The organism is Variovorax sp. Varisp41 (assembly GCF_047325085.1).
In the GTDB taxonomy this organism is placed as follows: Bacteria; Pseudomonadota; Gammaproteobacteria; order Burkholderiales; family Burkholderiaceae_C; genus Variovorax.
Genome location: NZ_CP168540.1, coordinates 2,163,573 through 2,183,920, shown reverse-complemented (window position 1 = coordinate 2,183,920; position 20,348 = coordinate 2,163,573). Strand labels below are relative to the sequence as shown.

Here is a 20,348-nt window from a genome sequence, read left to right as displayed (position 1 = left end):
GGGAGACGCGAAGGCTAGTCCTAAGTGGAAACCCTTGCCGGCGCTCGGGGAAGCGCGGCGCGAGCCTCCCCGGCCCGCCCGCTGCTCACTCGGGCTTGGCGCCCGTGGCCGCCACCACCTTGCCCCAGCGCACGATCTCGCTGCGCACGAAGGCGCCGAACTCGTCGGGGCCGGTGCCCATCGGCACCAGGCCCTCGTCCCTGAAGCGCTCGCGCATGAGCTCGGAGCCCAGCGCGGCGCGCGCGGCGTCGGCGATGCGCGCCACCAGCGGCGCGGGCATCTGCGCCGGCCCGAAGAGGCCATACCACGAGCTGTACGCATAGCCGGGCAGCACTTCCGCCACGGCCGGCACCTCGGGAAAGGCAGCCAGGCGCTTCTCGCTCGTCACGCCCAGGGCCTTGAGGCGCTTTGCCTTCACGAGCTGCTGCACCGTGGCCACGCCCGCGAAGGCCAGGTCGATCTGTCCCGCCACCACGTCGGCGATGGCCGGCCCGGTGCCCTTGTAGGGCACGCCCACGATGTCGATGCCCGCGTCGCGCTTGAGCATCTCGCCCGCCAGGTGGTTGGCGCTGCCCAAGCCCGCGATCGCCACGTTGAGCTTGCCGGGCTCGCGCCTGGCCAGCGCGATCAGCTCGCGCACGTCGTTGGCCGGGAGCGTGGGCCGCGCGATCAGGATGGCCGGCAGGCTGGCGATGCCCGCGAGCGGCGTGAAGTCCTTCTGCGGATCGAAGGGGAGGTTCGGATACAGCGAGGCATTGATGGCGTGGCTGGTGTAGCTCAGCAGCAGCGTGCTGCCGTCGGTGGGCGCCTTGGCCACGGCCAGCGCCGCGATGTTGCCGGCCGCGCCCGGGCGGTTCTCGACGATGAACTGGTGGCCCAGGCGCGTGGTGAGCTCCTGCGCCAGCGCGCGCGCCACGATGTCGGTGCCGCCGCCGGGCGTCGCGCCCACGAGCAGGCGCGTGACCTGCTGCGCGCGAACGCCGAAGCTCGCGAGGGCCGAGGCGCTGGCGCCCGCGGCGATGAATCTGCGTCGAAGCATGCTTGTCTCTCTTTCGTTGTCATCGGGGGGCGGGCCGGCCGGTGCCGGCGCGCGGTTCAGGCCAGGGCGTCCGCCGCCAGTCGCTTAGCCCGCCAGGGCTCGAGCCGCATGTTCAGGGCCTGAGCCTGCCGCTGCTCGTAGGCCAGGAACTCGGACGTGATCGCGCTGCCGCGCACGCCGCCGCGCACCGCGCCCGCGCGCACGTCGCCGTAATACTCCTCGAAGGCAGCGGGCAGCGGTTGCGACGAAGGGATCGCGAGCCACAGGCGCAGCAGGTGGCGCTTGTCGTCGGGCGCCTCGAAGTCCTCGAAGGGCGTGCGCGAATGCAGGGTCACGTAGTTGTTGAGCAGCTGCATGTCGCCGCGCTCCAGCGTCATGGAGTAGCACAGCAGCGGGCTCGGCATCAGCGCGTCGAGCAGGTCGAGGGCCTCCACCTGCTGCGGCGTGAGGCGCGGCACCTCGGGGAAGTCGCGCTGCGCCGCGTCGGTGTTCTTGCGGTTGGTGCGCGCGGCGAAATGCAGCGGGTCGCTGCCGAAGATCGGGCAGCGGTAGAACGGCGGCTGCGACGGGTCCTGCGTGCCCTGGTAGCTGTGGAAGAAGGGCTGCTGCAGCACCGGGATCAGGTCGGGGCGCAGCCGCTGCACCTCGTCGCGCAGCCGGATCGAGCTGATGACCTTGCTGGTGCCGCCGCTCTTGGCCGTGCGCCGGCACAGCAGGCCCACCACGTCGCACGAGTCCTGGTGGAAGTCGAGGCCGGCGCTGGTGTTGTAGCCGCGCCCGCCCTTGACCTTGTAGTCGCCGCCCTCGTCGCGCACGTCGTTCATGACCTGGCTGGCGCGGTTCTGCGTGCGGCCGACGCCCATGTGCAGGCTCATGCCCCAGTAGGCGGTGCGCGTTTCGTCCTCGCTCCATTCGTCGACCGGGAAGCCCTTGAGCAGGCACATGCCCCAGCGGCCCTGCGTGGTCGCGATGGCACGGTCCAGCGCTTCGCGCGAGGCCGCGGGCAGCGGGAAGTCGGCCTGCGTCATCGAGAGCAGCGGCTTGCCGAGCGCGGCCGCATGCCTGAGCGCCGAGCGGAAGCCGTCGACCTCCGTCTCGCTGAGGCGCTGGATCCAGGAACTGTCCTGGCGCACCTCTTCGGCGGTCCAGGCGAGGGGGGCGGCGGGTTGCGTGTCGTTCATTCGATCGGGTCCTCGGGTGTCGTGCCAAAAAGTCTAGGACCGCGCGATGCGAAGAAAAAGCGACACTATTTCAAGTCTTAGCTAAGGAAATTTGATGAAGATCGATGCCTTCTCCACGCTCGACGCCGTGCTGCGCGGCGGCACCCTGGCGGCGGCCGCGCACGAGATGAACCTCACGCCCAGCGCCATCAGCATGCAGATGAAGCAGCTCGAGGCCTACCTGGGCCAGCCGCTGTTCGACCGCTCGGGCCTGCAGGTCAAGCCGATGAAGCTGGCGCACGAGGTCTCCTCGGTCATGCGCGATGCGCTGCAGCAGCTCGAGTCGCTGCGCAAGCGCGCGAGCGTGAGCATCGAGGGCAGCGTGCGGCTGGGCGTGATCGAGTCGATGCAGCCCATCGTGCTGCCCGCCACCATGCGGCTGCTGCGCGAGCGCTATCCGCGGCTGGAGCTGCGCCCCGCGCGCGGGCGCAGCGCGTCGCTGATCGCGGCGGTGAAGGCCGGCGACCTCGATGCGGCGCTGGTGGCGCAGCCCGAGAGCGGCGGTTCGGCGCGGCTGCGCTGGCAGCCGATGCTGCGGCGCGAGCTGGTGCTGGTGGCGCCGCCCACGGCCACCGAGAGCTCGGTGGCCGCGCTGTTCAAGCAGTACGACTGGATCCGCTACGACCGTTCCACCGTCACCGGCACGCTGGCCGCGCGCTTCGTGAGCACGCAGGTGCGCGAGAAGCGCGGCACGCTGGAGTTCGACAGCACGCCCGCCATCGTCGCCATGGTCAGCGGCGGTCTCGGGATCTCGGTGGTGCAGATCGCGGACCCGGGGCTGGTGGCGACCTACCCGGTGCGCATCGTGCGGCTCGGCCGTGGCGCGCCGATGCTGCAGCTGTCGCTGGTCACGCGCAAGACCGACGACGACAGCCGCACGCTGGCCGCGATGCGCGAGGCCATGCACACGGCGTTGATGACGGCGCAGCGGCAGCGCAGCGACCGCGGCATGTAGGGTTGCGCTACAGGTCCTCGGGCCGCAAGCCGCCCTCGACGCGCACCCCGCCCGACACGGCCGCGATGTTGCCGGCCGCGTCCGAGGCGCGCACCTCGATCACCGCATGGCCCGCGCGTGTCGGCGTCCAGGTGCACACGTAGGGCGCGGCGCGCAGCGTGCAGACGGTGCGGCCGTCGGCGATGAACTTGAGCTCGGCCACCGCCACGTTGTCGGCCGCGCTCGCGGCCAGGCGCAGCGGCAGGCCGGCCGCAGCGGTCGGCGGCGCGACGAAGGCCACGGCGGGCGGCAGCGTGTCGGCCGGCGGGTTGACCATCACGTTGGCCGAGGCCACCGCCGTGTTGCCGGCCGCGTCCATCGCGATCACGCGGATGGTCTGCATGCCGGGCGCGGTCGGCGTCCAGTTGCAGGTGTAGGGCGGGGCGGTGAAGCTGCAGATCGGCAGGCTCTGCGCGCCCATCACCTTGAGGCCCCACACGCCCACGTTGTCGACCGCCACCGGCGCCAGCGTCACCGGCTGGCCCACGGTGGCCATGGCCGGCGCGGCCAGCGAGACCACCGGCTTGTGGTCGTCGGGCAGGCCCAGCGGCAGGTCGATGGAGAACATGGCCTGGCCGCGCACCGCCTTCTGCTCGAAGGCATCGAAGATGGTGAACCAGCTCGCGCCCGGCGCGCGGCCCGGTGCCTGCGCCTTCACCAGCAGGTTGGTCTTGCCGACCGCGAAGCAGGTGAAGCCGCAGCGCCAGTCGAAGACGAAGCGCCCGCCCGCGTCCGACACGCCCTGCGCGATCGGCTCCAGCGGCTTGCCCGCGCCCGGATCGCGCCATACCCAGACCTGCGCGCCGGGCAGCGCCGCGCCGCCCTCGCGCTCGCTCACGCGCACCTGGGTGGCGGTGGTGCCGGCCATGAACTTGGAGCTGCCGAGCTTGGGCCAGTTGCTCCAGTCGGTGTCGAGGTTGGCCTTCGTGCCCTCGGTGAAGCGGATCATCTCGAGCGTGGCCACGCGGTTGGTCGCGGGGTCGAAGCGCTCCTCGAACACCGTGCCCAGCAGCGGATCGAGCCGCCAGTGCTGGCGCGGCCACCAGTAGCGGTCGGCGGGCTTCGTGAGGTCGAGGTCGGCCTTGGGTGCGACGTCGGTGGTGTCGGCCACCGCGATCGCGTTGTAGTACTCGCCCGAGCCGGCGCCGAAGACGTGCTCGAGTTCATGCAGCAGGGTCTTGAGCTGGCGCCCGAGGTAGTCCTTCTCGGTCGATTCGACGGCGCCGGGCGCGATGGCGCGCGACAGGCGCAGCGGGTCGTGGATCGCGGTCCAGTTGAGGTTCCAGGTCGCGCCGCGCGCCGGAAAGGTCCAGCTCATCGTCAGGCCGCCGTGGCTGTAGCCGCGCGTCGACTTGTTGATGCAGACCGCGATCTCGCCGTTGACCAGGCCGTTGAGGCTGCATTGCGGCGCCTGGGCCGGCGCGATCCATTGCAGGTCGGCGGCGGGGTCGAAGCCGAAGCCGCGCACCGATTCGCGCGTGAAGACGGTGTTCACGTCGGCCACGTACTGCGCCAGCCGGCGGCCGGCCTCGGCGCCGCCGATCTCGGCCGCGAGCTGCGGATCGACGAAGAACTTCAGGCGGTGGACGCTGGCGGTGCCGCGGCCGATCTCGTCGAGCACGACCGCGCCCGAGGGCGATGCGACCAGCAGGGCCACCGCCCCCAGCAGGGCGGCGCACAGCCGGCGTGCACCGGCTTGCAGCGAGGAGAAGGCTCGCATCGGTCTTCCCCGCGGCGGGGGCGCAAAGCTCGAACGGTCGGCGCCGGGAGCCGGCCGTTCGCCGTGCGCGACCCCCGTCGGGCGGCCCTGCGATGCAGGGGGTGCCGGGAGTGCCGATCGGGCCGCGCCTCAGGGGCGCGCGGACAAAACCCATCCGTCAACTACCGAAACCGGTAGTAATTCTAGATGGATTGTGTGTTTGTGTTTCAAACGTTGTTGCAATGTATCAAATTGGCGGCTCGGATGCCGCTGCGGCGACCGCCTCCTCGGGCGGCGCGCTGCCCAGCGCCTTGCAGACCGCGACCCAGTCCACGGCCAGCCGGCTGCGGCTCTGGGCCCGGTCGCGCTGGGCCTGCAGCAGGGTGCGGCGGGCATCGAGCGCCACACCGAAATCGGTGAGACCGCCGGCGTAGCGCGCCTGCGCGAGCGCCAGCGCATCGGCGCTCTCGCGCTCGCGCTCGGCCAGCTCGGCCTGGCGGCGGCGCTCGGCCGCATAGGCGCTGAGCGCGCCGTCGATCTCGTGCCAGGCCTTGAGCACCGTCTGCTGGAAGGCGACCGCCGCCTCCTGCTGCTGCAGCTCGCGCAGGGTCACGGTGCTGCGGCGCCTTCCCATGTCGAAGATCGGCAGGCTCAGCGAGGGGCCGACCTGCCACTGCCGGCTGCCCCAGTCGCCGAAGCGCTCGTGGCCCACCGATTCGTTGCCGAAGCGCGCGCCCAGCGTCACGCGCGGATAGAGCTCGGCCACCGCCACGCCCACGCGCGCGGTGGCGGCATGGAGTTGCGCCTCGGCCGCGGCGATATCGGGTCGGCGGCGCGCGAGTTCGGCCGGCAGGCCCAGCGCGAGTTCGGGCAGGGCGCGGTCCTGCGCGGTGGCATCGGCCGGCGCCGCGAGCTCGGCATTGAGCGCGCCCGGCGCGGCGCCGAGCAGCAGCGTGATCTGGTTCATCGCCTGCGCCTCCTGCTGCAGCAGCGCCGGGATGCGGCCGCGCAGCTCGGCCAGCAGGCCGCGCTGGCGCACGGGGTCGAGCTCGGTCACGAGGCCGCCGCGCGCGCGGGCCTGCACCAGCTCGAGCGACTCGCCGGCGGCCGCGAGGTCGGCGCGCGCCAGTTGCAGTTCGCGCTGGCTGCCGCGCAGCTCGACGTAGTTGCGCGCGACCTCGGCCTGCACGCTGAGCTGCGCCTGCCGCAGCAGCGCGGCCGAGGCGGCGCTGTCGGCCTCAGCGGCCTCGACCGCGCGCCGCACGCGGCCCCAGAGGTCGATCTCCCACGAGGCGTCGAAGCCGGCCTGGTAGAGGTCGAAGGGCTGCGACAGCGAGCGGATCAGCTGCTCGCGGTTGCCGGCCGACGAGCCGATCGCGTCGATCATGCGCGTGGCCGCGCCGCTCTCGCTCTGCCGCTGGCGGTTCACGCCCGCGCTCGCCTCGAGCTGCGGCCCTCGCTGCGCCGCGGTGGCGCTGCGCTGCGCGCGGCTCTGCGCGAAGCGCAAGGCGGCCGTCCGCAGGTCGTGGTTGGCAGCGAGCGCGCGCGCCTGCAGGCTGTCGAGCAGCGGATCGCCGAAGGCCTTCCAGTCGCTGGTGGCGGCCGAGGCGCCGGCGCGCCGTTCGGCGCCGAGCAGCGCATCGGCGCCGCCGTGCCAGGCCGACCAGTCGGCGGGGGCCGGCGTCTCGGCGGGGCGATGGTCGGGGCCGACCGCGCAGCCCGACAGCGCGAGGGCGAGCACCAGCGGCGCGAGGGCATGAGGGAGGGACATGTCTTCTTCTCCAGACGTGGAATGGCGCGCGTTCAGGCGAGCCTGTTCCGGAACAGCCAGGCGGCGAGCGGCAGCGTGACCACGGCGATGACCGAGAGCGGAATGAGATTGGCAGCCACCGTCGAGAGCCCGACGCCCTCGAGGTAGACGCGCTGCACCAGGTCGATCGCGAAGCGCAGCGGATTGGCCAGCGTGGCCATCTGCAGCAGCTCGGGCATGTTGCGCACCGGCGTGGTCAGGCCCGACAGCAGCATCATCGGCATCAGCAGCACGAAGGTGTAGAGCATGGCCTGCTGCATGTTGGCCGACACGGCCGAGATCGACAGCCCGATGCCCACGCTCGCGACGGTGAAGAACACCAGCCCGGTGTAGAGCGTGAACAGCGAGCCCGCCATCGGGATGCCGAACCAGAAGCGCGCCACCAGCAGCACCAGCGAGGACTGCACCAGCCCCACCAGCACCGGTGGCAGCGCCTTGCCGACCATGATCTCGAGCGGCGACATCGGCGTCACCAGCAACTGGTCGAAGGTGCCCTGTTCGCGCTCGCGCGCCACCGACAGCGCGGTCAAGAGCAGCGTCTGCACCATGCTGAGCGCGGCGATCATGCCGGGCAGCAGGTTCCAGCGCGTCTCGAGGTTGGGGTTGAACCAGGCGCGCGATTCCACGGCCAGCGGCGCCGGCGCCATGCCCGCGCGGCTGCGCAGCTCGGCGTTGTAGCGCTCGACCACCGCGCCCACGTAGCCCGCAGCCGAGCCCGCGGTGTTGGAGTTGCGCGCATCGAGGATCAGCTGCACCGGCGCGCGCTGGCCGGCCGCGAGCCGCTGCTCGAAGTCGGGGCCGAGCTGCACCACCAGCAGCGCCTTCTGCGTGTCGATGACCTCGCGGATGTCGGCCTGGGTGCGCAGCGTGGCGACGCGGTGGAACACGCCGGTGCCGTCGAGCCGCGCGACCAGCTCGGTGGCCGCGCCGCCATGGCTCTGGTCGAGCAGCGCATAGGGCACGTTGCTCAGGTCGTAGGTGGCGGCGTAGCCGAAGATCAGGCTCTGCATCAGCGCCGGCACGACCAGGATCACGCGGCTCGCGGGGTCCTTGAGGATCGCGAGCAGTTCCTTGCGGCAGAGGTTGGCGATGCGCAGCAGGAAGTCGAGCATGGTGCGGTTCCTTTCAGTCCAGGCGCTTGCGCGTGACCGCGCGCGCCAGCGCCAGCAGGCCCACCGCGTAGGCGGCGAGGATGGCGCAGTCGCGCCAGATCAGCGGCCAGACGTCGCCCGCGAGGAACAGCGTCTTGACCAGCTCCATGAAGTAGGTGGCCGGCAGCGCATGCCCGATCACCTGCACCGCCAGCGGCGTGTTGCGCAGGTCGAACAGGAAGCCCGACAGCATCATCGAGGGCAGGAAGGTGGCGATCAGCGCCACCTGGCTGGCGAGGAACTGGTTGCGCGTGACCGAGGAGATCACCAGACCCAGGCTCACCGCCACGACCAGGTAGAGCATCGAGCTCAGCACCACCACGACCAGCGAGCCGTACATCGGCACCGCGAACAGGAAGCGCGCGGCCAGCAGGCACAGCGCCAGCCCCAGCATGCCGACCGCGAAGTAGGGCACGATCTTCGCCAGCAGGATCTCGACCGGCCGCACCGGCGTGACGAACAGCGCCTCGAGGGTGCCGCGTTCCCATTCGCGCGCCATCACCAGTGCGGTGAGGAAGGCGCCGACCAGCGTCATGATCAGCACGATCAGCCCCGGCACCAGGTACCAGGTGCTGGTGTTGGCGGCGTTGAACCACATGCGCTGCTCTAGCGTCACGCTGCCGATGGCGGGCGCGGCGCTGGCGTTGCCACCGCGGTCGGCCTGGCGCAACGCCGACTGGCCGATGGCCGCATCGAGGTACTGCAGCACGATGGTCGCGCGGCCCGCGTCGGCGCCGTGCACGATCACCTGCACGCGCGCCTGGCCGGCCGCGAGCGCGCGCGAGAAGTCCGAGGGCACGCGCACGATGGCGTCGATGCGGCGCTCGCGCATCAACCGTTCGGCCTCGTGCATCGAGGCCAGCGGGATCGGCGCGAGCGTGGGCGAGAGCTGCAGCCCGGCCATCGCCTCCTGCGCGCCGGGCGAGGCGTCCTCGAACACGATCGCCACCGGCGCATGCTTGACGTCGAGCGACATGCCGTAGCCGAAGATCAGGATCAGCACCATCGGCAGCAGGATGCCGATCGCGAGGTTGCTGCGGTCGCGCAGCAGCTGGCGGAACTCCTTGCGCGTGAGCGAGACCAGGCGGGACCAGAAGCCGCTCATGCTTTCTCCTTCCGCGCCTTCTCGACGATGCCGATGAAGGCCTGCTCCATGTCGATGCGGCGCGCATCGCGCTCGCCGTGTGCGTCGCCCAGCGCCTGCGCGCGCACCTCGCGCGGCGTGCCGATGGCCAGCAGCCGGCCCGCGTCCTGGATCACGATGCGGTCGCAGTACTCGGCCTCTTCCATGAAGTGGGTGGTGATCACGACCGTGGTGCCGGCCTCGGCCAGCGCGGTGATGCGGCGCCAGAACTCGCGCCGCGCGAGCGGGTCGGCGCCGCTGGTGGGCTCGTCGAGGAACAGGATCTCGGGCTCGTGCAGCAGGCCGGTGGCCATCGCCAGGCGCTGGCGGTAGCCGCCGGGCAGCTGGCCGCTGGGCGCGTCGATCTCGCGCGCCAGGTCGAACTGGCGCAGCACCGCGTCCATGCGCTCGCGCAGTCGCGCCCCGCGCAGGCCGTAGGCGCCGCCGAAGAACTCGAGGTTCTCGCGCACGCTGAGGTTGCCGTAGAGCGCGAACTTCTGCGAGACGTAGCCGATGCGCCGGCGTGCCTGCGCGCGCGCATGGCGCAGGTCGACGCCGGCCACGCGCAGCTGGCCGCCGCTGGCCGGCAGCAGGCCGCAGAGCATGCGGAAGGTGGTGGTCTTGCCCGCACCGTTGGGGCCCAGCAGGCCGAAGATCTCGCCGCGGCGCACGCTGAAGCTGGTGCTGGCGACGGCGGTGAAGTCGCCGAAGCGGCGCACCAGGTCCTTGACCTCGATGACGGTGTCGCCGGGCGTTGAAGAGGAGGGCGCCGGCTGCCGCGCGATCGGCTCGGCGGGCTTCTGCGCCGGCTCTTCCTGCGCGCGCAGCAGCGTCATGAAGCCATCCTCGAGCCGCGGTGCCACGGGCTCGGCGGCCGCGCCATCGAGCAGCGTGCCGATGCCTGCCTCGTCCGCGTCGTCGCGCCGCACGAAGCGCACCTCGCCGCCCTGCGGCACCGCGTCCACGATCTCGGCGCGCGCATCGAGCAGCCGCGCCTGCAGCCGCCGCGGTGGCTCGCCGGCCGGCGGCGCGGCCACGAAGCACAGGCCCTGCGCGCGGTCGCGGATCTCCTCGGGCGCGCCCTGCGCCACGAGCCGTCCCTCGCGCAGCACGAACACGCGCGCGCAGCGCTCGGCCTCGTCGAGGTAGGCGGTACTCACGATGACCGAGAGCTGCTCGTCGTCCACCAGCTGCTGCACGATCTGCCACAGCTCGCGCCGTGACAGCGGATCGACGCCCACCGTGGGCTCGTCGAGCAGCAGCAGCTCGGGCGAACGCACCAGCGTGCAGGCCAGCCCGAGCTTCTGCTTCATGCCGCCCGAGAGCTTGCCCGCGGGCCGGTCGGTGAAGCGGCCGAGGTCGGTCATCTCCATCAGCCGGCCGTAGCGCGCGCGCCGCTCGTCGCGCGGCACGCCGTGCAGGTCGGCATAGAGGTCGAGGTTCTCCTGCACGCTGAGGTCGTCGTAGAGGCCGAAGCGCTGCGGCATGTAGCTGATGCGGTCCTGCACCGCCTGCGGGTCGGCGGCCACGTCGATGCCGAGCACGCGCAGCTCGCCGGCATCGACGCGCAGCAGGCCGGCCATCAGCCGCAGCAGCGTGGTCTTGCCGGCGCCGTCGGGGCCGACCAGCGCGGTCAGCGTGCCGGGCGGCACCTCGAGCGCGATGTCGTCGAGCGCGTGCACGGTCTTCTTCGCGGGCTTGACGACGAAGCGCTTGTGCAGGCCGCGCGCGAGGACGGCGGGCGCGTTCACTTGCCGGCCGTTCCGGAGGACGCGAGCCGCAGCGTGACGGTGGCCGGCATGCCCAGCCGCAGCCGGTCCTCCCTGTCGTCGACCATCACGCGGATTTCGTAGACCAGGCTGCTGCGCAGCTCCTCGGTCTGCACGGTCTTGGGCGTGAACTCCGCCACCGAGGCGATGTAGCCCACCTTGCCCGCGATCGCATGGTCGGGCTGGCTGTCGGTGGTCACGCTGGCCTCCTGTCCGGCCTGGATGCGGCCGAGGTCGGGCTCGGCGACGTAGGCCCGCACCCACTTGGGATCGGTGATCGCGAGCGTGAAGGCCGGGCGCTGCGGCGAGGCCATGTCGCCGGGCTCGAGCAGCCGCGCGCGCACCACGGCGTCGATCGGCGCCTTGAGCTCGGCCTCCTCGAGTTCGTGCTGCATCAGCGCGAGCTCGGCGCGCGCCGCCTCGAGCTGGGCCTGGGCCTGGGCTATGTCCTCCTTGCGCGGCCCGCTCACCACCAGTTGCCGTGCCTTGCGCGCGTTGTCGAGCTGGGCCTGCGCGACCTTGCGCCGCGCCTGCGCGCTCTCGAGGTCCTGCTGGCTCACCGCGCGGCCCGCGGTCGACTGGCCGATGGCCTGCAGCCGCGCGAGCTGCTGCGCGGCGAGCTCGGCATCGGCCTGGGCGGCGCTCACCTGGGCCTCGGCCTGCGCGATCTCCTCGGGCCGGCTGCCGGTCTTCAGCCGCAGCAGCGCCTGTTCCTGCACGCCGATGCGCGCCCGCGACTGCGCCACGCGCAGCGCCAGGGTGCGCGTGTCGAGCCGGCCGATGACCTGGCCGGCGCGCACCCGGTCGCCCTCGCGCACCGCGAGCTCGGCCACGCGCTCGCTGCCGCTGAAGGCCAGCGACACCTGCCGCAGGTCGACGTTGCCGTAGAGCACGATGCGGTCGGAAGGCGCGGCCGGGCGGCCGTAGTGCCAGGCGGCGACGGCCGCGGCGGCCAGCACGACGACGGCGAGGGCGATCAGGGGTTTCTTGGTCATGGCTTTTTGGGGCGGAAGCGGAAGGAGCGTCCGGATCGTATCAAATTCAAATTTGAATTTGAAGTGGGCCGGAAGTTGGGGTAGGCTCGCGCCATGGCCAGCCGATCCCGTTCCCCTCGTCCGACCGCCTCCTCCGCACCGCCCGCCGCCGAGGCCGAACCGGCCGCGCGCGCGCCGCGCACCGACGGCAATGCGACCCGCGCCCACATCCTCGAGACCGCGGGCCGGCTGTTCGCCGAGCGCGGCTTCGCGGCCAGCACCAGCAAGGAGATCTGCACCCGCGCCGGCACCAACATGGCGGCGGTCAACTACCACTTCGGCGGCCGCGACGGCCTCTACGAGGCGGTGCTGGTCGAGGCGCACCGCCAGATCGTCAGCCTGGACGAACTGGTGGCCCAGGCGAGCAGCGGCGCCGATCCGCGCGAGCGGCTGCGCGCCTTGCTCGGCCACCTGGTCGAGATGGGCCACCAGCCGCAGGCGCCCTGGGGCTTTCGCGTGATGCTGCGCGAGGCGCTGTCGCCCTCGAGCGCGATGCCGGTGCTGATCCAGAAGGCGGTGCTGCCCAAGGCCAAGGTGGTGCGCGGGCTGATCGGCGAGATCATGGGCCTGGCCGACGACCACCCCTCGGTGCAGCGCGGCGTGATGTTCACGGTGCTGCCGTGCATCGTGATGATGGTCGCGCCCAAGGAGCTGGGCCAGCGCGTGCTGCCCGCGGTGCGCGACACCGGGGCGCTGGTCGACGACCTGATGCGCTACGTGCTCGCGGGCCTCGACGCGGTGGCGCGGGAGGCGGGCGGCCAGCAGGCCGCCGCGCCCGTCAAAGCTGGAAGGCGACGGTGAGCAGCAATCCCTCGGCCACGTCGCGCAACAGGCCCGGGCGCCGCGCGCGGTAGGCCTCGCCGGCCGAGGCCGTGGTCTCGATCCACTCGGCCAGCCATTCGATCTCGTGCGTGCCGTAGAACACGACATTGGCCTCGTGGTTCAGCAGCAGGCTGCGCAGGTCGAGGTTGATCGAGCCGCACATCGCGAGCTGGTCGTCGACCACCACCGCCTTGGCATGGGCCATGAACGGCAGCATGCGGAAGCTCACGCCCGCGCGCGCCAGGTCGCGCATGGCGCGCGTGCGCACGAAGTCGGCCAGCCGGTGGTTCGACTGCGCGGGGATCGCGATCGTGACCTGCACGCCGCGCCGCGCGGCCAGCCGCAGCGCGTCGCGCAGGCCGTCGCCGGGCACGAAGTAGGGCGTGATCGCGAGCAGCCGGTGCTCGGCGCGAAAACAGGCGTCGATCAGCAGCGCATGCGCGGTGTCCTCGGTCTGGTCGGGGCCGCTCGGCAGGAACTGCGCCAGCGCGGCGCCCGGGCCTTCGGGCACGTCTTCAGCGGTGATCGCGCGCGGCTTGCGGCTGCGCACCGAGGCCCAGTCGTGGTCGAACTGGCGCGCCGCGGCGGCCGCCACGCTGCCGCGCAGGTCGAACGAGAGATCGCGCCAGGCCTCGGGATGGGCGGCGTCGCCGTTGAAGTACTCGCAGGCGAGGTTGCGCCCGCCCGACCAGAGCCAGCCGTCGTCGGCGATGGTGAACTTGCGGTGGTTGCGCAGGTTGCGCGGCCCGATGCGACGCAGGCTGAAGAAAGGCCGGAACACCGCCACCTCGCCGCCGGCCGCGCGCAGCGGATCGAAGTGGTGGCGCGGCAGCGTGAGCGCGCCGAAGCCGTCGAGCAGCACCCGCACCTTGACGCCTTCGCGCGCGCGCTGCGCGAGCCGCTCGATCACCGAGCGGCCGAGCGCGTCGTTGCCGATGATGAAGGTGCAGACGTCGAGCCGTTCGCGCGCGCCGTCGATCACCTCGAACAGCGCGAGCCGCGCATGCTCGCCGTCGGCATGCAGCCGGATCGCGCTGCGCCCGGGCGGCGCCAGCCCGAAGCTCTCGATCAGGTCGGCGGCCCAGTGGCCGGCCGGCGCCGAGCGCGGCGGCCGCGCCGAGCCCGCGGGGCGCAGCTTGCGCTGGCCGAACAGCAGGTACATCGGCAGGATCAGGTAGGGCAGCAGCACCAGGCCCATGACCCACGCGATGGCGGTGGTGGGCGCGCGCTGCTCGCGGCGTGCGCGGGTGGTCAGCACGTAGACCAGCAGCGCGAAGGTGACGACGAGGAAATGCTGGGACGGAGAGGGAAGCCAGTCGAACCCGTTTTTCGGCATGGGCCGATGATGCCTGAGGCGGCCGCGCGCCGCCGTGCTTGCCCCCTCAGCGCCGAAGGAAGGCCGGAACGCCGCGGCCCTGCGAGGCCAGGAAGTCCATCATCGGGTCGACCACCGCGCGTACCGCGGGCCGCTCGCCGACGCGGTCGCGCCAGGCCACGAGCCGCGGCGTCTCGGCGGTCATGCCCGCGCCCTTGCGGTCGGCGAACACATGGGCCATGTAGAAGGCGATGTCGGCATAGCCGTAGTCGCCGGCCAGGAACGCGCGGCCGTCGGCCAGCAGGGTGTCGAGCTGGCCGTAGAAGCGCGCGCAGGCGGCGCAGGCCTCCACCGCGGGCGGGCTTTGCATCGCCTCCTGCAGGCCGAAGAGCCTGACCACCTGCGGGAAGAAGACCTCGTCGGAACGGTGCTCGAGCTGGCGCGCGCGGGCCCGCGCGGCCGCTTCGGCGGGCCACAGCGCGGGCCGTGGATGCCGGTCCTCGAGGTACTCGAAGATCTGCGTCGAGTCGAACAGCTCGACCGCGTCGTCGATCAGCACCGGCACCTGGCCCTTGGGGTTGATGCGCAGCACCTCGGGGTGCTTGGGGCTGTAGTTGTCGTCGCGGTCGAAGGGCACCATCACGAGCTCGAAGGCGATGCCCTTCTCGAGCGCCGCGATCTGGACCTTGGCGCCGAACATGCTGAGGGGGCCGGAGAAGATGTGGGTCGTCATGGCCCCGAGTTCAGCAGAAAGCGCGGCTCAGGTCGATCCCCAGACTTCCTGCGCGGTCTCGACCACCAGTCGCAGCTTGGCGCGCTGCGCCTCGACCGCGATGTTGTTGCCGTGCACCGTGCTCGAGAAGCCGCACTGCGGCGACAGCGCGAGCTGTTCGAGCGGCGCGTACATGGCGGCGTTCTCGATGCGGCGCTTGAGCTCGTCCTTGTCCTCCATCTGGCCGAACTTGGTGGTCACCAGGCCCAGCACCACGGTCTTGCCCTTGGGCAGGAAGCGCAGCGGCTTGAAGTCGCCCGAGCGCGCGTCGTCGTACTCCATGAAGTAGGCGTCGAGGTCCATCTCCTTGAGCAGCGCCTCGGCCACCGGCTCGTAGTTGCCGGCCGCGGCATGGGTGCTCTTGAAGTTGCCGCGGCACAGGTGCATGGCCAGCAGCATGCCCGGCGGCTTCTGCGCCACCACCTTGTTGATGAAGGCGGCGTAGCGGTGCGGCAGCTCGTTCGGGTCGTCGCCGCGCTTGCGGGCCGCCTCGCGCATGTGCTCGTCGCAGAGGTAGGCGAGGTTGGTGTCGTCCATCTGCACGTAGGTGCAGCCGGCCGCGGCCAGCGAGCGCAGCTCGTCGCCATAGGCCTGGGCCACGTCGTCGTAGAACGCGGGGTCGAGCTCGGGATAGGCCTCCTTGCTGATGCCGGCGCGGCCGCCGCGGAAGTGCAGCATGGTCGGCGAGGGGATCGTGACCTTGGGCGTGCGGCCGGCCGAGACCTGGCTCTTGAGGTATTCGAAGTCGGCCAGCTGGATGTTCTTGACGTGGCGCACCTTGTCGATGACGCGCATCGCGGGCGGCGCCAGTTCCTCGCTGCCGTCGGGCTTGCGGATCGTGACCGGGATGTCGGTCTTCACGCCGCCGAGCTGGTCGAGGAAGTCGATGTGGAAGTAGGTGCGGCGGAATTCGCCGTCGGTGATGCTCTTGAGGCCGATGTCTTCCTGGAACTTGACGATCTCGGCGATGGCCTTGTCCTCGACCGTGCGCAGTTGCTCGGGCGTGATCTCGCCCCTGGCCTTCTGCTCGCGGGCTTCGAGCAGGTATTGGGGACGCAGGAAGCTGCCCACGTGGTCGTAGCGGGCGGGCAGGGTGGCGTGCTGGGACATGAGGATGGAACTCCGGCTTGTCTGAACGAAAGAGGTGGAACGGAACATCGTATCGCCTTGTGCGACGACGTCGATGTGTACAGGGAGATTGGTGTTTTCCCTTGATTCGGCTTAATCGGCTGGAAATTCTCGTGTTTCTGTATACATTGAGTATCCATGGACACGCGATCGCCCCATTTCCCGCTCAACGCCTGGTATGCCGCCGCCTACGACGTGGAGGTGCGGCATGCGCTGCTGCCGCGCACGGTCTGCAACCAGAAGCTGGTGCTGTTCCGCCGCACCGACGGGCAGGTGGCCGCGCTCGAGGACGCCTGCTGGCACCGGCTGCTGCCGCTGTCGATGGGGCGGCTCGAGGGCGACGAGCTGGTCTGCGGCTACCACGGCCTGGTCTACAACAGCCAGGGCCGCTGCACCCACATGCCGAGCCAGGAAACGCTCAACCCCTCGGCCTGCGTGCGCAGCTTCCCGGTGGCCGAGAAGCACCGCTTCATCTGGATCTGGCCCGGCGATCCGGCGCTGGCCGACCCCGCGCTGGTGCCCGACATGCACTGGAACGACGACCCGGCCTGGGCCGGCGACGGCAAGATGATCCGCGTGAACTGCGACTACCGGCTGGTGGTCGACAACCTCATGGACCTGACGCACGAGACCTTCGTGCACGGCTCCTCGATCGGCAACCGCGAGGTGGCCGAGGCGCCCTTCGTCGCCACCCATGGCGACCGCTCGGCCACCGTCACGCGCTGGATGGAGAACATCGAGGCGCCGCCTTTCTGGGGTGGCCAGATCCGCCATGCGCGCGGCTACGCGGGCAAGGTCGACCGCTGGCAGATCATCCGCTTCGAGGCGCCGTGCACGGTCAACATCGACGTCGGCGTGGCCGAGGCCGGCAGCGGCGCGGTGCCCAAGGGCGGCAACCCGGGCGACCGCGGCAAGGGCGTCAACGGCTACGTGCTCAACACCATCACGCCCGAGACCGACAAGACCTGCCTCTACTTCTGGGCCTTCGCGCGCAACTACTGCCTGGGCGAGCAGCGCCTCACGCACGAGCTGCGCGAGGGCGTCTCGGGCATCTTCCGCGAGGACGAGCTGGTGCTCGAGGCGCAGCAGAAGGCGATCGACGAGCATCCCGACCACCGCTTCTACAACCTCAACATCGACGCCGGCTCGATGTGGGCGCGGCGACTGATCGACCGCATGGTCGACAAGGAGCGGCCCGCGCGCGCCGCGATCCCGATCCGCGTCGACCGGCGGCAGGCCGCATGAAGGTCGCCGCCAGCAGCAGCGCCGGCGAGCCCGGCGACAGCGGCGCCTCGCAGGCCGTGAAGGCGCAGCTGCGGCTGCGCGAGATGATCCTGGCCGGCGAGCTGCCGGGCGGCGCGCGCATCGCCGAGGTCGCGATCTCCGAGCAGCTCGGCGTGTCGCGCACGCCGGTGCGCACCGCGCTGATGCGGCTCGAGCAGGAAGGCCTGCTCGAGGCCCTGCCCAACGGCGGCTATGCGGTGCGCACTTTTTCCGAACGCGACGTGGCCGATGCGATCGAGCTGCGCGGCACGCTCGAGGGGCTGGTCGCGCGGCTCGCGGCCGAACGCGGCGCGGCGCCGGTGGTGCTGCGCGAGGCGCGCGGCTGCCTGCAGCGCATCGACGAGCTGCTGCGCGAGCCCGCGCTCGATGACGCCGCCTTCTCGCGCTACGTGACTCACAACGAGCGCTTCCATGCGCTGCTGTGCGAGATGGCCGGCAGCCCGGTCATCGCGCAGCAACTCGAGCGCGTGATCAACCTGCCGTTCGCCTCGCCCTCGGGCTTCGTGATCGTGCAGGCCAATTCGCCGGCCGCGCGCGACATGCTGGTGATCGCGCAGGACCAGCATGTGCAGGTGCTCGACGCCATCGAGTCCGGCGAGGGCTCGCGCGCCGAGGCGCTGATGCGCGAGCACAGCCGCATCGCGCGGCGCAACCTGCGCGAGGCGCTGCATGGCGCGCCCGCCGAGCAGCAGCGTCCGCTGCCGGGCGTGCAACTGATCCGCCGCCGCGGCTGAGCGGCTTCCTTCTTTTTCCGGTCCTGGTTCCCCGATGAAAAGCGATCTCCAATGGATGCAGGCGCAGGTGGTGGCGCTGCGCGACCTCACACCCACCGTGCGCGAATTCGAGCTTCGGCCCGAGGCGGGCACCGCCGGCGGCCACGAGCCCGGCGCCCATCTGCAGGTGCAGGTGACGAACGCGCAGGGCCAGTCGCAGACGCGCTCGTATTCGCTCGTGGGGCAGGGCGAGCTGGGCGGCTGGCGCATCGCCGTCAAGCGGCTCGACGACGGTCGCGGCGGCTCGCTCGCGATGTGGCGGCTGGCCGTGGGCGATCGCCTGCAGGTCAGCGCGCCGCAGAACCATTTCGCGCTCGACCTGTCGGCGCCGGGCTACCTGCTGGTGGCGGGCGGCATCGGCATCACGCCGCTGGTGGGCATGGCGCAACGGTTGAGCGCGCATGCGCGGCGCAGCGGCGTGCCGCTGGCCATGCACTACGGCGCGCGCCACGCGGGCGAGTTCGCCTACCTCGATGAACTGCGCGCATCGCTCGGCGACGAGAAGCTGCGGACGCACGAAGGCGCCGCGGCCATCGACCTCGCGGCCGCCATCGCCGCGCTGCCCGCGGGCGGCCAGCTCTACACCTGCGGCCCGGCGCCGATGCTCGAGGCCGTGCAGCGCGCCTGGGCGGCCGCCGGCCGCGCCGCGGCCGACCTGCGCTTCGAGACCTTCGGCAGCAGCGGCCGGCTGGCCGCGCAGGCCTTCACCGTGCGCGTGCCGCGGCACGACCTCGCGATCACCGTGCCGGCCGACTGCTCGCTGCTCGATGCGCTCGACGCGGCCGGCGTGCAGACCCTGTGGGATTGCCGGCGCGGCGAATGCGGGCTGTGCGCGATGGACGTGCTGGCCGTCGACGGCGAGATCGACCACCGCGACGTGTTCCTCAGCGCGCACGAGAAGCGGGCCACCACCCGCATCTGTGCCTGCGTGTCGCGCGCGGTGGGTACGCTCACGCTCGATTCCGCGTACCGCGCGGACGCCTGACCGGCACCGATCCACCCTGTTGCGCGATCATCGCGCAGTTCATTTGTCTATCGCGCAACAAAGCGCCGCGCGGGCCCGCGCCTAGGTGAAGGCCCGCGACAAGGAATGTTGCAAAGTGTTGAAAAATAGGCCGATTCCGCTCGTCGCCCCCAAAGGAGAACTCATGCAAAGGCGTCAACTCATCCAGTCCGCGAGCCTCGCCGCGCTCGCGCTTTCCGGCGCGCTGTCCGTGACGGCCGTCCAGGCCCAGGACAACAAGTTCAAGATCGGCCTGATCCTGCCGATGACCGGCCAGTCGGCGTCGACCGGCCGCCAGATCGAGGCCGCCGCGCGCCTGTACATGGCGCAGAACGGCGACACCGTGGCCGGCAGGAAGATCGAACTGATCGTCAAGGACGACACCGGCCTGCCCGACGTCACCAAGCGCCTGGCGCAGGAGCTGGTGGTGAACGACAAGGTCAACGTGCTCGCGGGCTTCGGCCTGACGCCGCTGGCGCTCGCGGTGGCGCCGATCGCCACCCAGTCGAAGACGCCGCAGGTCGTGATGGCCGCGGCCACCTCGAGCATCACCGAGGCCTCGCCCTTCATCGTGCGCAGCGGCTTCACGCTGCCGCAGGTGTCGGTGCCGATGGGCGACTGGGCGCCGAAGAACGGCATCAAGACGGTGGTCACGCTGGTCAGCGACTACGGCCCCGGCAACGACGCCGAGAAGTTCTTCAGCGAGCGCTTCGCGCTCAACGGCGGCAAGGTGATCGACAAGCTGCGCGTGCCGCTGCGCAATCCCGACTTCGCCCCCTTCCTGCAGAAGGTGCGCGACGCCAAGCCCGACGCGCTGTTCGTCTTCGTGCCCTCGGGCGCGGGCGCGGCCGTGATGAAGCAGTTCCTCGAGCGCGGCATGGACAAGGCCGGCATCAAGCTGATCGCCACCGGCGACGTGACCGACGACGACCAGCTCAACGACATGGGCGACGGCGCGCTCGGCGTGGTCACCTCGCACCACTACTCGGCCGCCCATCCCTCGGCCGCCAACAAGAAGTTCGTCGAGGCCTTCGAGAAGGCCAACCCCAAGCTGCGCCCCAACTTCATGGCCGTGGGCGGCTACGACGGCATGCGCGTGATCTACGAGGCGCTCAGGACCAGCAAGGGCCAGGGCGGCGGCGAGGCGCTCTTGGCCGGCATGAAGGGCCAGGTCTTCGAGAGCCCGCGCGGCCAGGTGCTGATCGACGCCCAGACCCGCGACGTGGTGCAGGACGTGTACCTGCGCAAGGTCGAGAAGAAGGACGGGCAGCTCTACAACGTCGAGTTCGACGTGATCAAGGGCGTCAAGGACCCGGGCAAGGCAAAGTAAACACGGGATCGGGCAGCCGGACGCAGAGGACGCGAAGGTTGCGCGAAGGACGCGAAAGAAACTTCATTTGAATTCTTTCGCG

The 20,348-nt window shown here is 71.3% G+C and carries 17 protein-coding genes; 6 read left to right on the top strand and 11 right to left on the bottom strand.

Features of this window, described 5'->3' with window-relative positions; all coding sequences use genetic code 11:
- Positions 1 to 85: 85 nt before the first annotated feature.
- Positions 86 to 1,039 carry a tripartite tricarboxylate transporter substrate binding protein gene (locus tag ACEN9J_RS10330; RefSeq protein ID WP_261213718.1) on the bottom strand — a complete coding sequence of 318 codons (954 nt, stop codon included), beginning with the start codon at positions 1,037 to 1,039 and terminating at the stop codon, positions 86 to 88.
- Positions 1,040 to 1,095: 56 nt separating this feature from the next.
- Positions 1,096 to 2,220 (bottom strand): TauD/TfdA family dioxygenase, encoded by a 1,125-nt coding sequence (locus ACEN9J_RS10325; protein WP_413763987.1) that lies wholly within the window; start codon positions 2,218 to 2,220, stop codon positions 1,096 to 1,098.
- 94 nt (positions 2,221 to 2,314) lie between these two features.
- On the opposite strand from ACEN9J_RS10325, the gene ACEN9J_RS10320 reads away from it, so the two are divergent.
- A complete protein-coding gene (locus tag ACEN9J_RS10320) occupies positions 2,315 to 3,214 on the top strand; it encodes a LysR family transcriptional regulator (RefSeq protein ID WP_261213715.1) in 900 nt (299 codons plus the stop codon).
- Between the two features lie 7 nt (positions 3,215 to 3,221).
- Here ACEN9J_RS10320 and ACEN9J_RS10315 read toward each other — a convergent pair whose 3' ends face one another.
- The 6 genes from ACEN9J_RS10315 to ACEN9J_RS10290 all read right to left on the bottom strand — a co-directional run bounded on the left by ACEN9J_RS10315 (position 3,222) and on the right by ACEN9J_RS10290 (position 11,800).
- Positions 3,222 to 4,973 (bottom strand): Ig-like domain-containing protein, encoded by a 1,752-nt coding sequence (locus ACEN9J_RS10315; protein ID WP_413763986.1) that lies wholly within the window; start codon positions 4,971 to 4,973, stop codon positions 3,222 to 3,224.
- 226 nt (positions 4,974 to 5,199) lie between these two features.
- The gene (locus tag ACEN9J_RS10310; RefSeq protein ID WP_413763985.1) at positions 5,200 to 6,723 is read right to left on the bottom strand and encodes an efflux transporter outer membrane subunit; all 1,524 of its coding nucleotides are present in this window, start codon (positions 6,721 to 6,723) and stop codon (positions 5,200 to 5,202) included.
- Positions 6,724 to 6,755: 32 nt separating this feature from the next.
- Complete coding sequence (locus tag ACEN9J_RS10305) at positions 6,756 to 7,874, bottom strand: ABC transporter permease (RefSeq protein ID WP_413763984.1); 1,119 nt, start codon at positions 7,872 to 7,874, stop codon at positions 6,756 to 6,758.
- Positions 7,875 to 7,887: 13 nt separating this feature from the next.
- The gene (locus tag ACEN9J_RS10300) at positions 7,888 to 9,018 is read right to left on the bottom strand and encodes an ABC transporter permease (protein WP_413763982.1); all 1,131 of its coding nucleotides are present in this window, start codon (positions 9,016 to 9,018) and stop codon (positions 7,888 to 7,890) included.
- Positions 9,015 to 10,787 (bottom strand): ATP-binding cassette domain-containing protein, encoded by a 1,773-nt coding sequence (locus tag ACEN9J_RS10295; protein ID WP_413763981.1) that lies wholly within the window; start codon positions 10,785 to 10,787, stop codon positions 9,015 to 9,017. Before ACEN9J_RS10295 ends, ACEN9J_RS10300 begins: the two co-directional genes overlap by 4 nt.
- Positions 10,784 to 11,800, bottom strand: a complete 1,017-nt coding sequence (locus ACEN9J_RS10290) for an HlyD family efflux transporter periplasmic adaptor subunit (protein WP_413763980.1) — start codon at positions 11,798 to 11,800, stop codon at positions 10,784 to 10,786. The genes ACEN9J_RS10295 and ACEN9J_RS10290 overlap by 4 nt, the downstream gene beginning before the upstream one ends.
- Positions 11,801 to 11,893: 93 nt before the next feature.
- Between ACEN9J_RS10290 and ACEN9J_RS10285 the strand changes: the two genes are divergently transcribed.
- Positions 11,894 to 12,640, top strand: coding sequence for a TetR/AcrR family transcriptional regulator (locus ACEN9J_RS10285; protein WP_261213704.1), 747 nt, complete (start codon positions 11,894 to 11,896; stop codon positions 12,638 to 12,640).
- On the opposite strand, the gene ACEN9J_RS10280 is transcribed toward ACEN9J_RS10285, so the two are convergent.
- The 3 genes from ACEN9J_RS10280 to ACEN9J_RS10270 are packed head-to-tail and all read right to left on the bottom strand — an operon-like array spanning position 12,618 to position 15,858.
- Positions 12,618 to 13,997, bottom strand: a complete 1,380-nt coding sequence (locus ACEN9J_RS10280) for a phospholipase D-like domain-containing protein (RefSeq protein ID WP_261213702.1) — start codon at positions 13,995 to 13,997, stop codon at positions 12,618 to 12,620. The two genes, ACEN9J_RS10285 and ACEN9J_RS10280, sit on opposite strands and share 23 nt — an antisense overlap.
- Positions 13,998 to 14,043: 46 nt before the next feature.
- On the bottom strand, positions 14,044 to 14,709 hold the full coding sequence (locus ACEN9J_RS10275; RefSeq protein ID WP_261213700.1) for a glutathione S-transferase family protein: 666 nt from the start codon (positions 14,707 to 14,709) through the stop codon (positions 14,044 to 14,046).
- A gap of 27 nt (positions 14,710 to 14,736) precedes the next feature.
- Complete coding sequence (locus tag ACEN9J_RS10270) at positions 14,737 to 15,858, bottom strand: 5-methyltetrahydropteroyltriglutamate--homocysteine S-methyltransferase (RefSeq protein ID WP_296731968.1); 1,122 nt, start codon at positions 15,856 to 15,858, stop codon at positions 14,737 to 14,739.
- A gap of 156 nt (positions 15,859 to 16,014) precedes the next feature.
- Between ACEN9J_RS10270 and ACEN9J_RS10265 the strand changes: the two genes are divergently transcribed.
- The 4 genes from ACEN9J_RS10265 (at position 16,015) to ACEN9J_RS10250 (ending at position 20,266) form a co-directional block, all read left to right on the top strand.
- A complete protein-coding gene (locus ACEN9J_RS10265; protein WP_261213696.1) occupies positions 16,015 to 17,121 on the top strand; it encodes an aromatic ring-hydroxylating dioxygenase subunit alpha in 1,107 nt (368 codons plus the stop codon).
- Positions 17,118 to 17,894, top strand: coding sequence for a GntR family transcriptional regulator (locus ACEN9J_RS10260; RefSeq protein ID WP_209540963.1), 777 nt, complete (start codon positions 17,118 to 17,120; stop codon positions 17,892 to 17,894). The genes ACEN9J_RS10265 and ACEN9J_RS10260 overlap by 4 nt, the downstream gene beginning before the upstream one ends.
- Before the next feature lie 34 nt (positions 17,895 to 17,928).
- Positions 17,929 to 18,918 carry a PDR/VanB family oxidoreductase gene (locus ACEN9J_RS10255; protein ID WP_413763979.1) on the top strand — a complete coding sequence of 330 codons (990 nt, stop codon included), beginning with the start codon at positions 17,929 to 17,931 and terminating at the stop codon, positions 18,916 to 18,918.
- 163 nt (positions 18,919 to 19,081) lie between these two features.
- Positions 19,082 to 20,266, top strand: a complete 1,185-nt coding sequence (locus ACEN9J_RS10250; RefSeq protein WP_261213690.1) for an ABC transporter substrate-binding protein — start codon at positions 19,082 to 19,084, stop codon at positions 20,264 to 20,266.
- The last annotated feature ends 82 nt before the right edge of the window (positions 20,267 to 20,348 follow it).

Bases quoted from the DNA above. Each gene is read 5' to 3' on its own strand.
- ACEN9J_RS10330 (WP_261213718.1), bottom strand. From the start codon at position 1,039: ATGCTTCGACGCAGATTCATCGCCGCGGGCGCCAGCGCCTCGGCCCTC.
- ACEN9J_RS10325 (WP_413763987.1), bottom strand. From the start codon at position 2,220: ATGAACGACACGCAACCCGCCGCCCCCCTCGCCTGGACCGCCGAAGAG.
- ACEN9J_RS10320 (WP_261213715.1), top strand. From the start codon at position 2,315: ATGAAGATCGATGCCTTCTCCACGCTCGACGCCGTGCTGCGCGGCGGC.
- ACEN9J_RS10315 (WP_413763986.1), bottom strand. From the start codon at position 4,973: ATGCGAGCCTTCTCCTCGCTGCAAGCCGGTGCACGCCGGCTGTGCGCC.
- ACEN9J_RS10310 (WP_413763985.1), bottom strand. From the start codon at position 6,723: ATGTCCCTCCCTCATGCCCTCGCGCCGCTGGTGCTCGCCCTCGCGCTG.
- ACEN9J_RS10305 (WP_413763984.1), bottom strand. From the start codon at position 7,874: ATGCTCGACTTCCTGCTGCGCATCGCCAACCTCTGCCGCAAGGAACTG.
- ACEN9J_RS10300 (WP_413763982.1), bottom strand. From the start codon at position 9,018: ATGAGCGGCTTCTGGTCCCGCCTGGTCTCGCTCACGCGCAAGGAGTTC.
- ACEN9J_RS10290 (WP_413763980.1), bottom strand. From the start codon at position 11,800: ATGACCAAGAAACCCCTGATCGCCCTCGCCGTCGTCGTGCTGGCCGCC.
- ACEN9J_RS10285 (WP_261213704.1), top strand. From the start codon at position 11,894: ATGGCCAGCCGATCCCGTTCCCCTCGTCCGACCGCCTCCTCCGCACCG.
- ACEN9J_RS10280 (WP_261213702.1), bottom strand. From the start codon at position 13,997: ATGCCGAAAAACGGGTTCGACTGGCTTCCCTCTCCGTCCCAGCATTTC.
- ACEN9J_RS10275 (WP_261213700.1), bottom strand. From the start codon at position 14,709: ATGACGACCCACATCTTCTCCGGCCCCCTCAGCATGTTCGGCGCCAAG.
- ACEN9J_RS10270 (WP_296731968.1), bottom strand. From the start codon at position 15,858: ATGTCCCAGCACGCCACCCTGCCCGCCCGCTACGACCACGTGGGCAGC.
- ACEN9J_RS10265 (WP_261213696.1), top strand. From the start codon at position 16,015: ATGGACACGCGATCGCCCCATTTCCCGCTCAACGCCTGGTATGCCGCC.
- ACEN9J_RS10260 (WP_209540963.1), top strand. From the start codon at position 17,118: ATGAAGGTCGCCGCCAGCAGCAGCGCCGGCGAGCCCGGCGACAGCGGC.
- ACEN9J_RS10255 (WP_413763979.1), top strand. From the start codon at position 17,929: ATGAAAAGCGATCTCCAATGGATGCAGGCGCAGGTGGTGGCGCTGCGC.
- ACEN9J_RS10250 (WP_261213690.1), top strand. From the start codon at position 19,082: ATGCAAAGGCGTCAACTCATCCAGTCCGCGAGCCTCGCCGCGCTCGCG.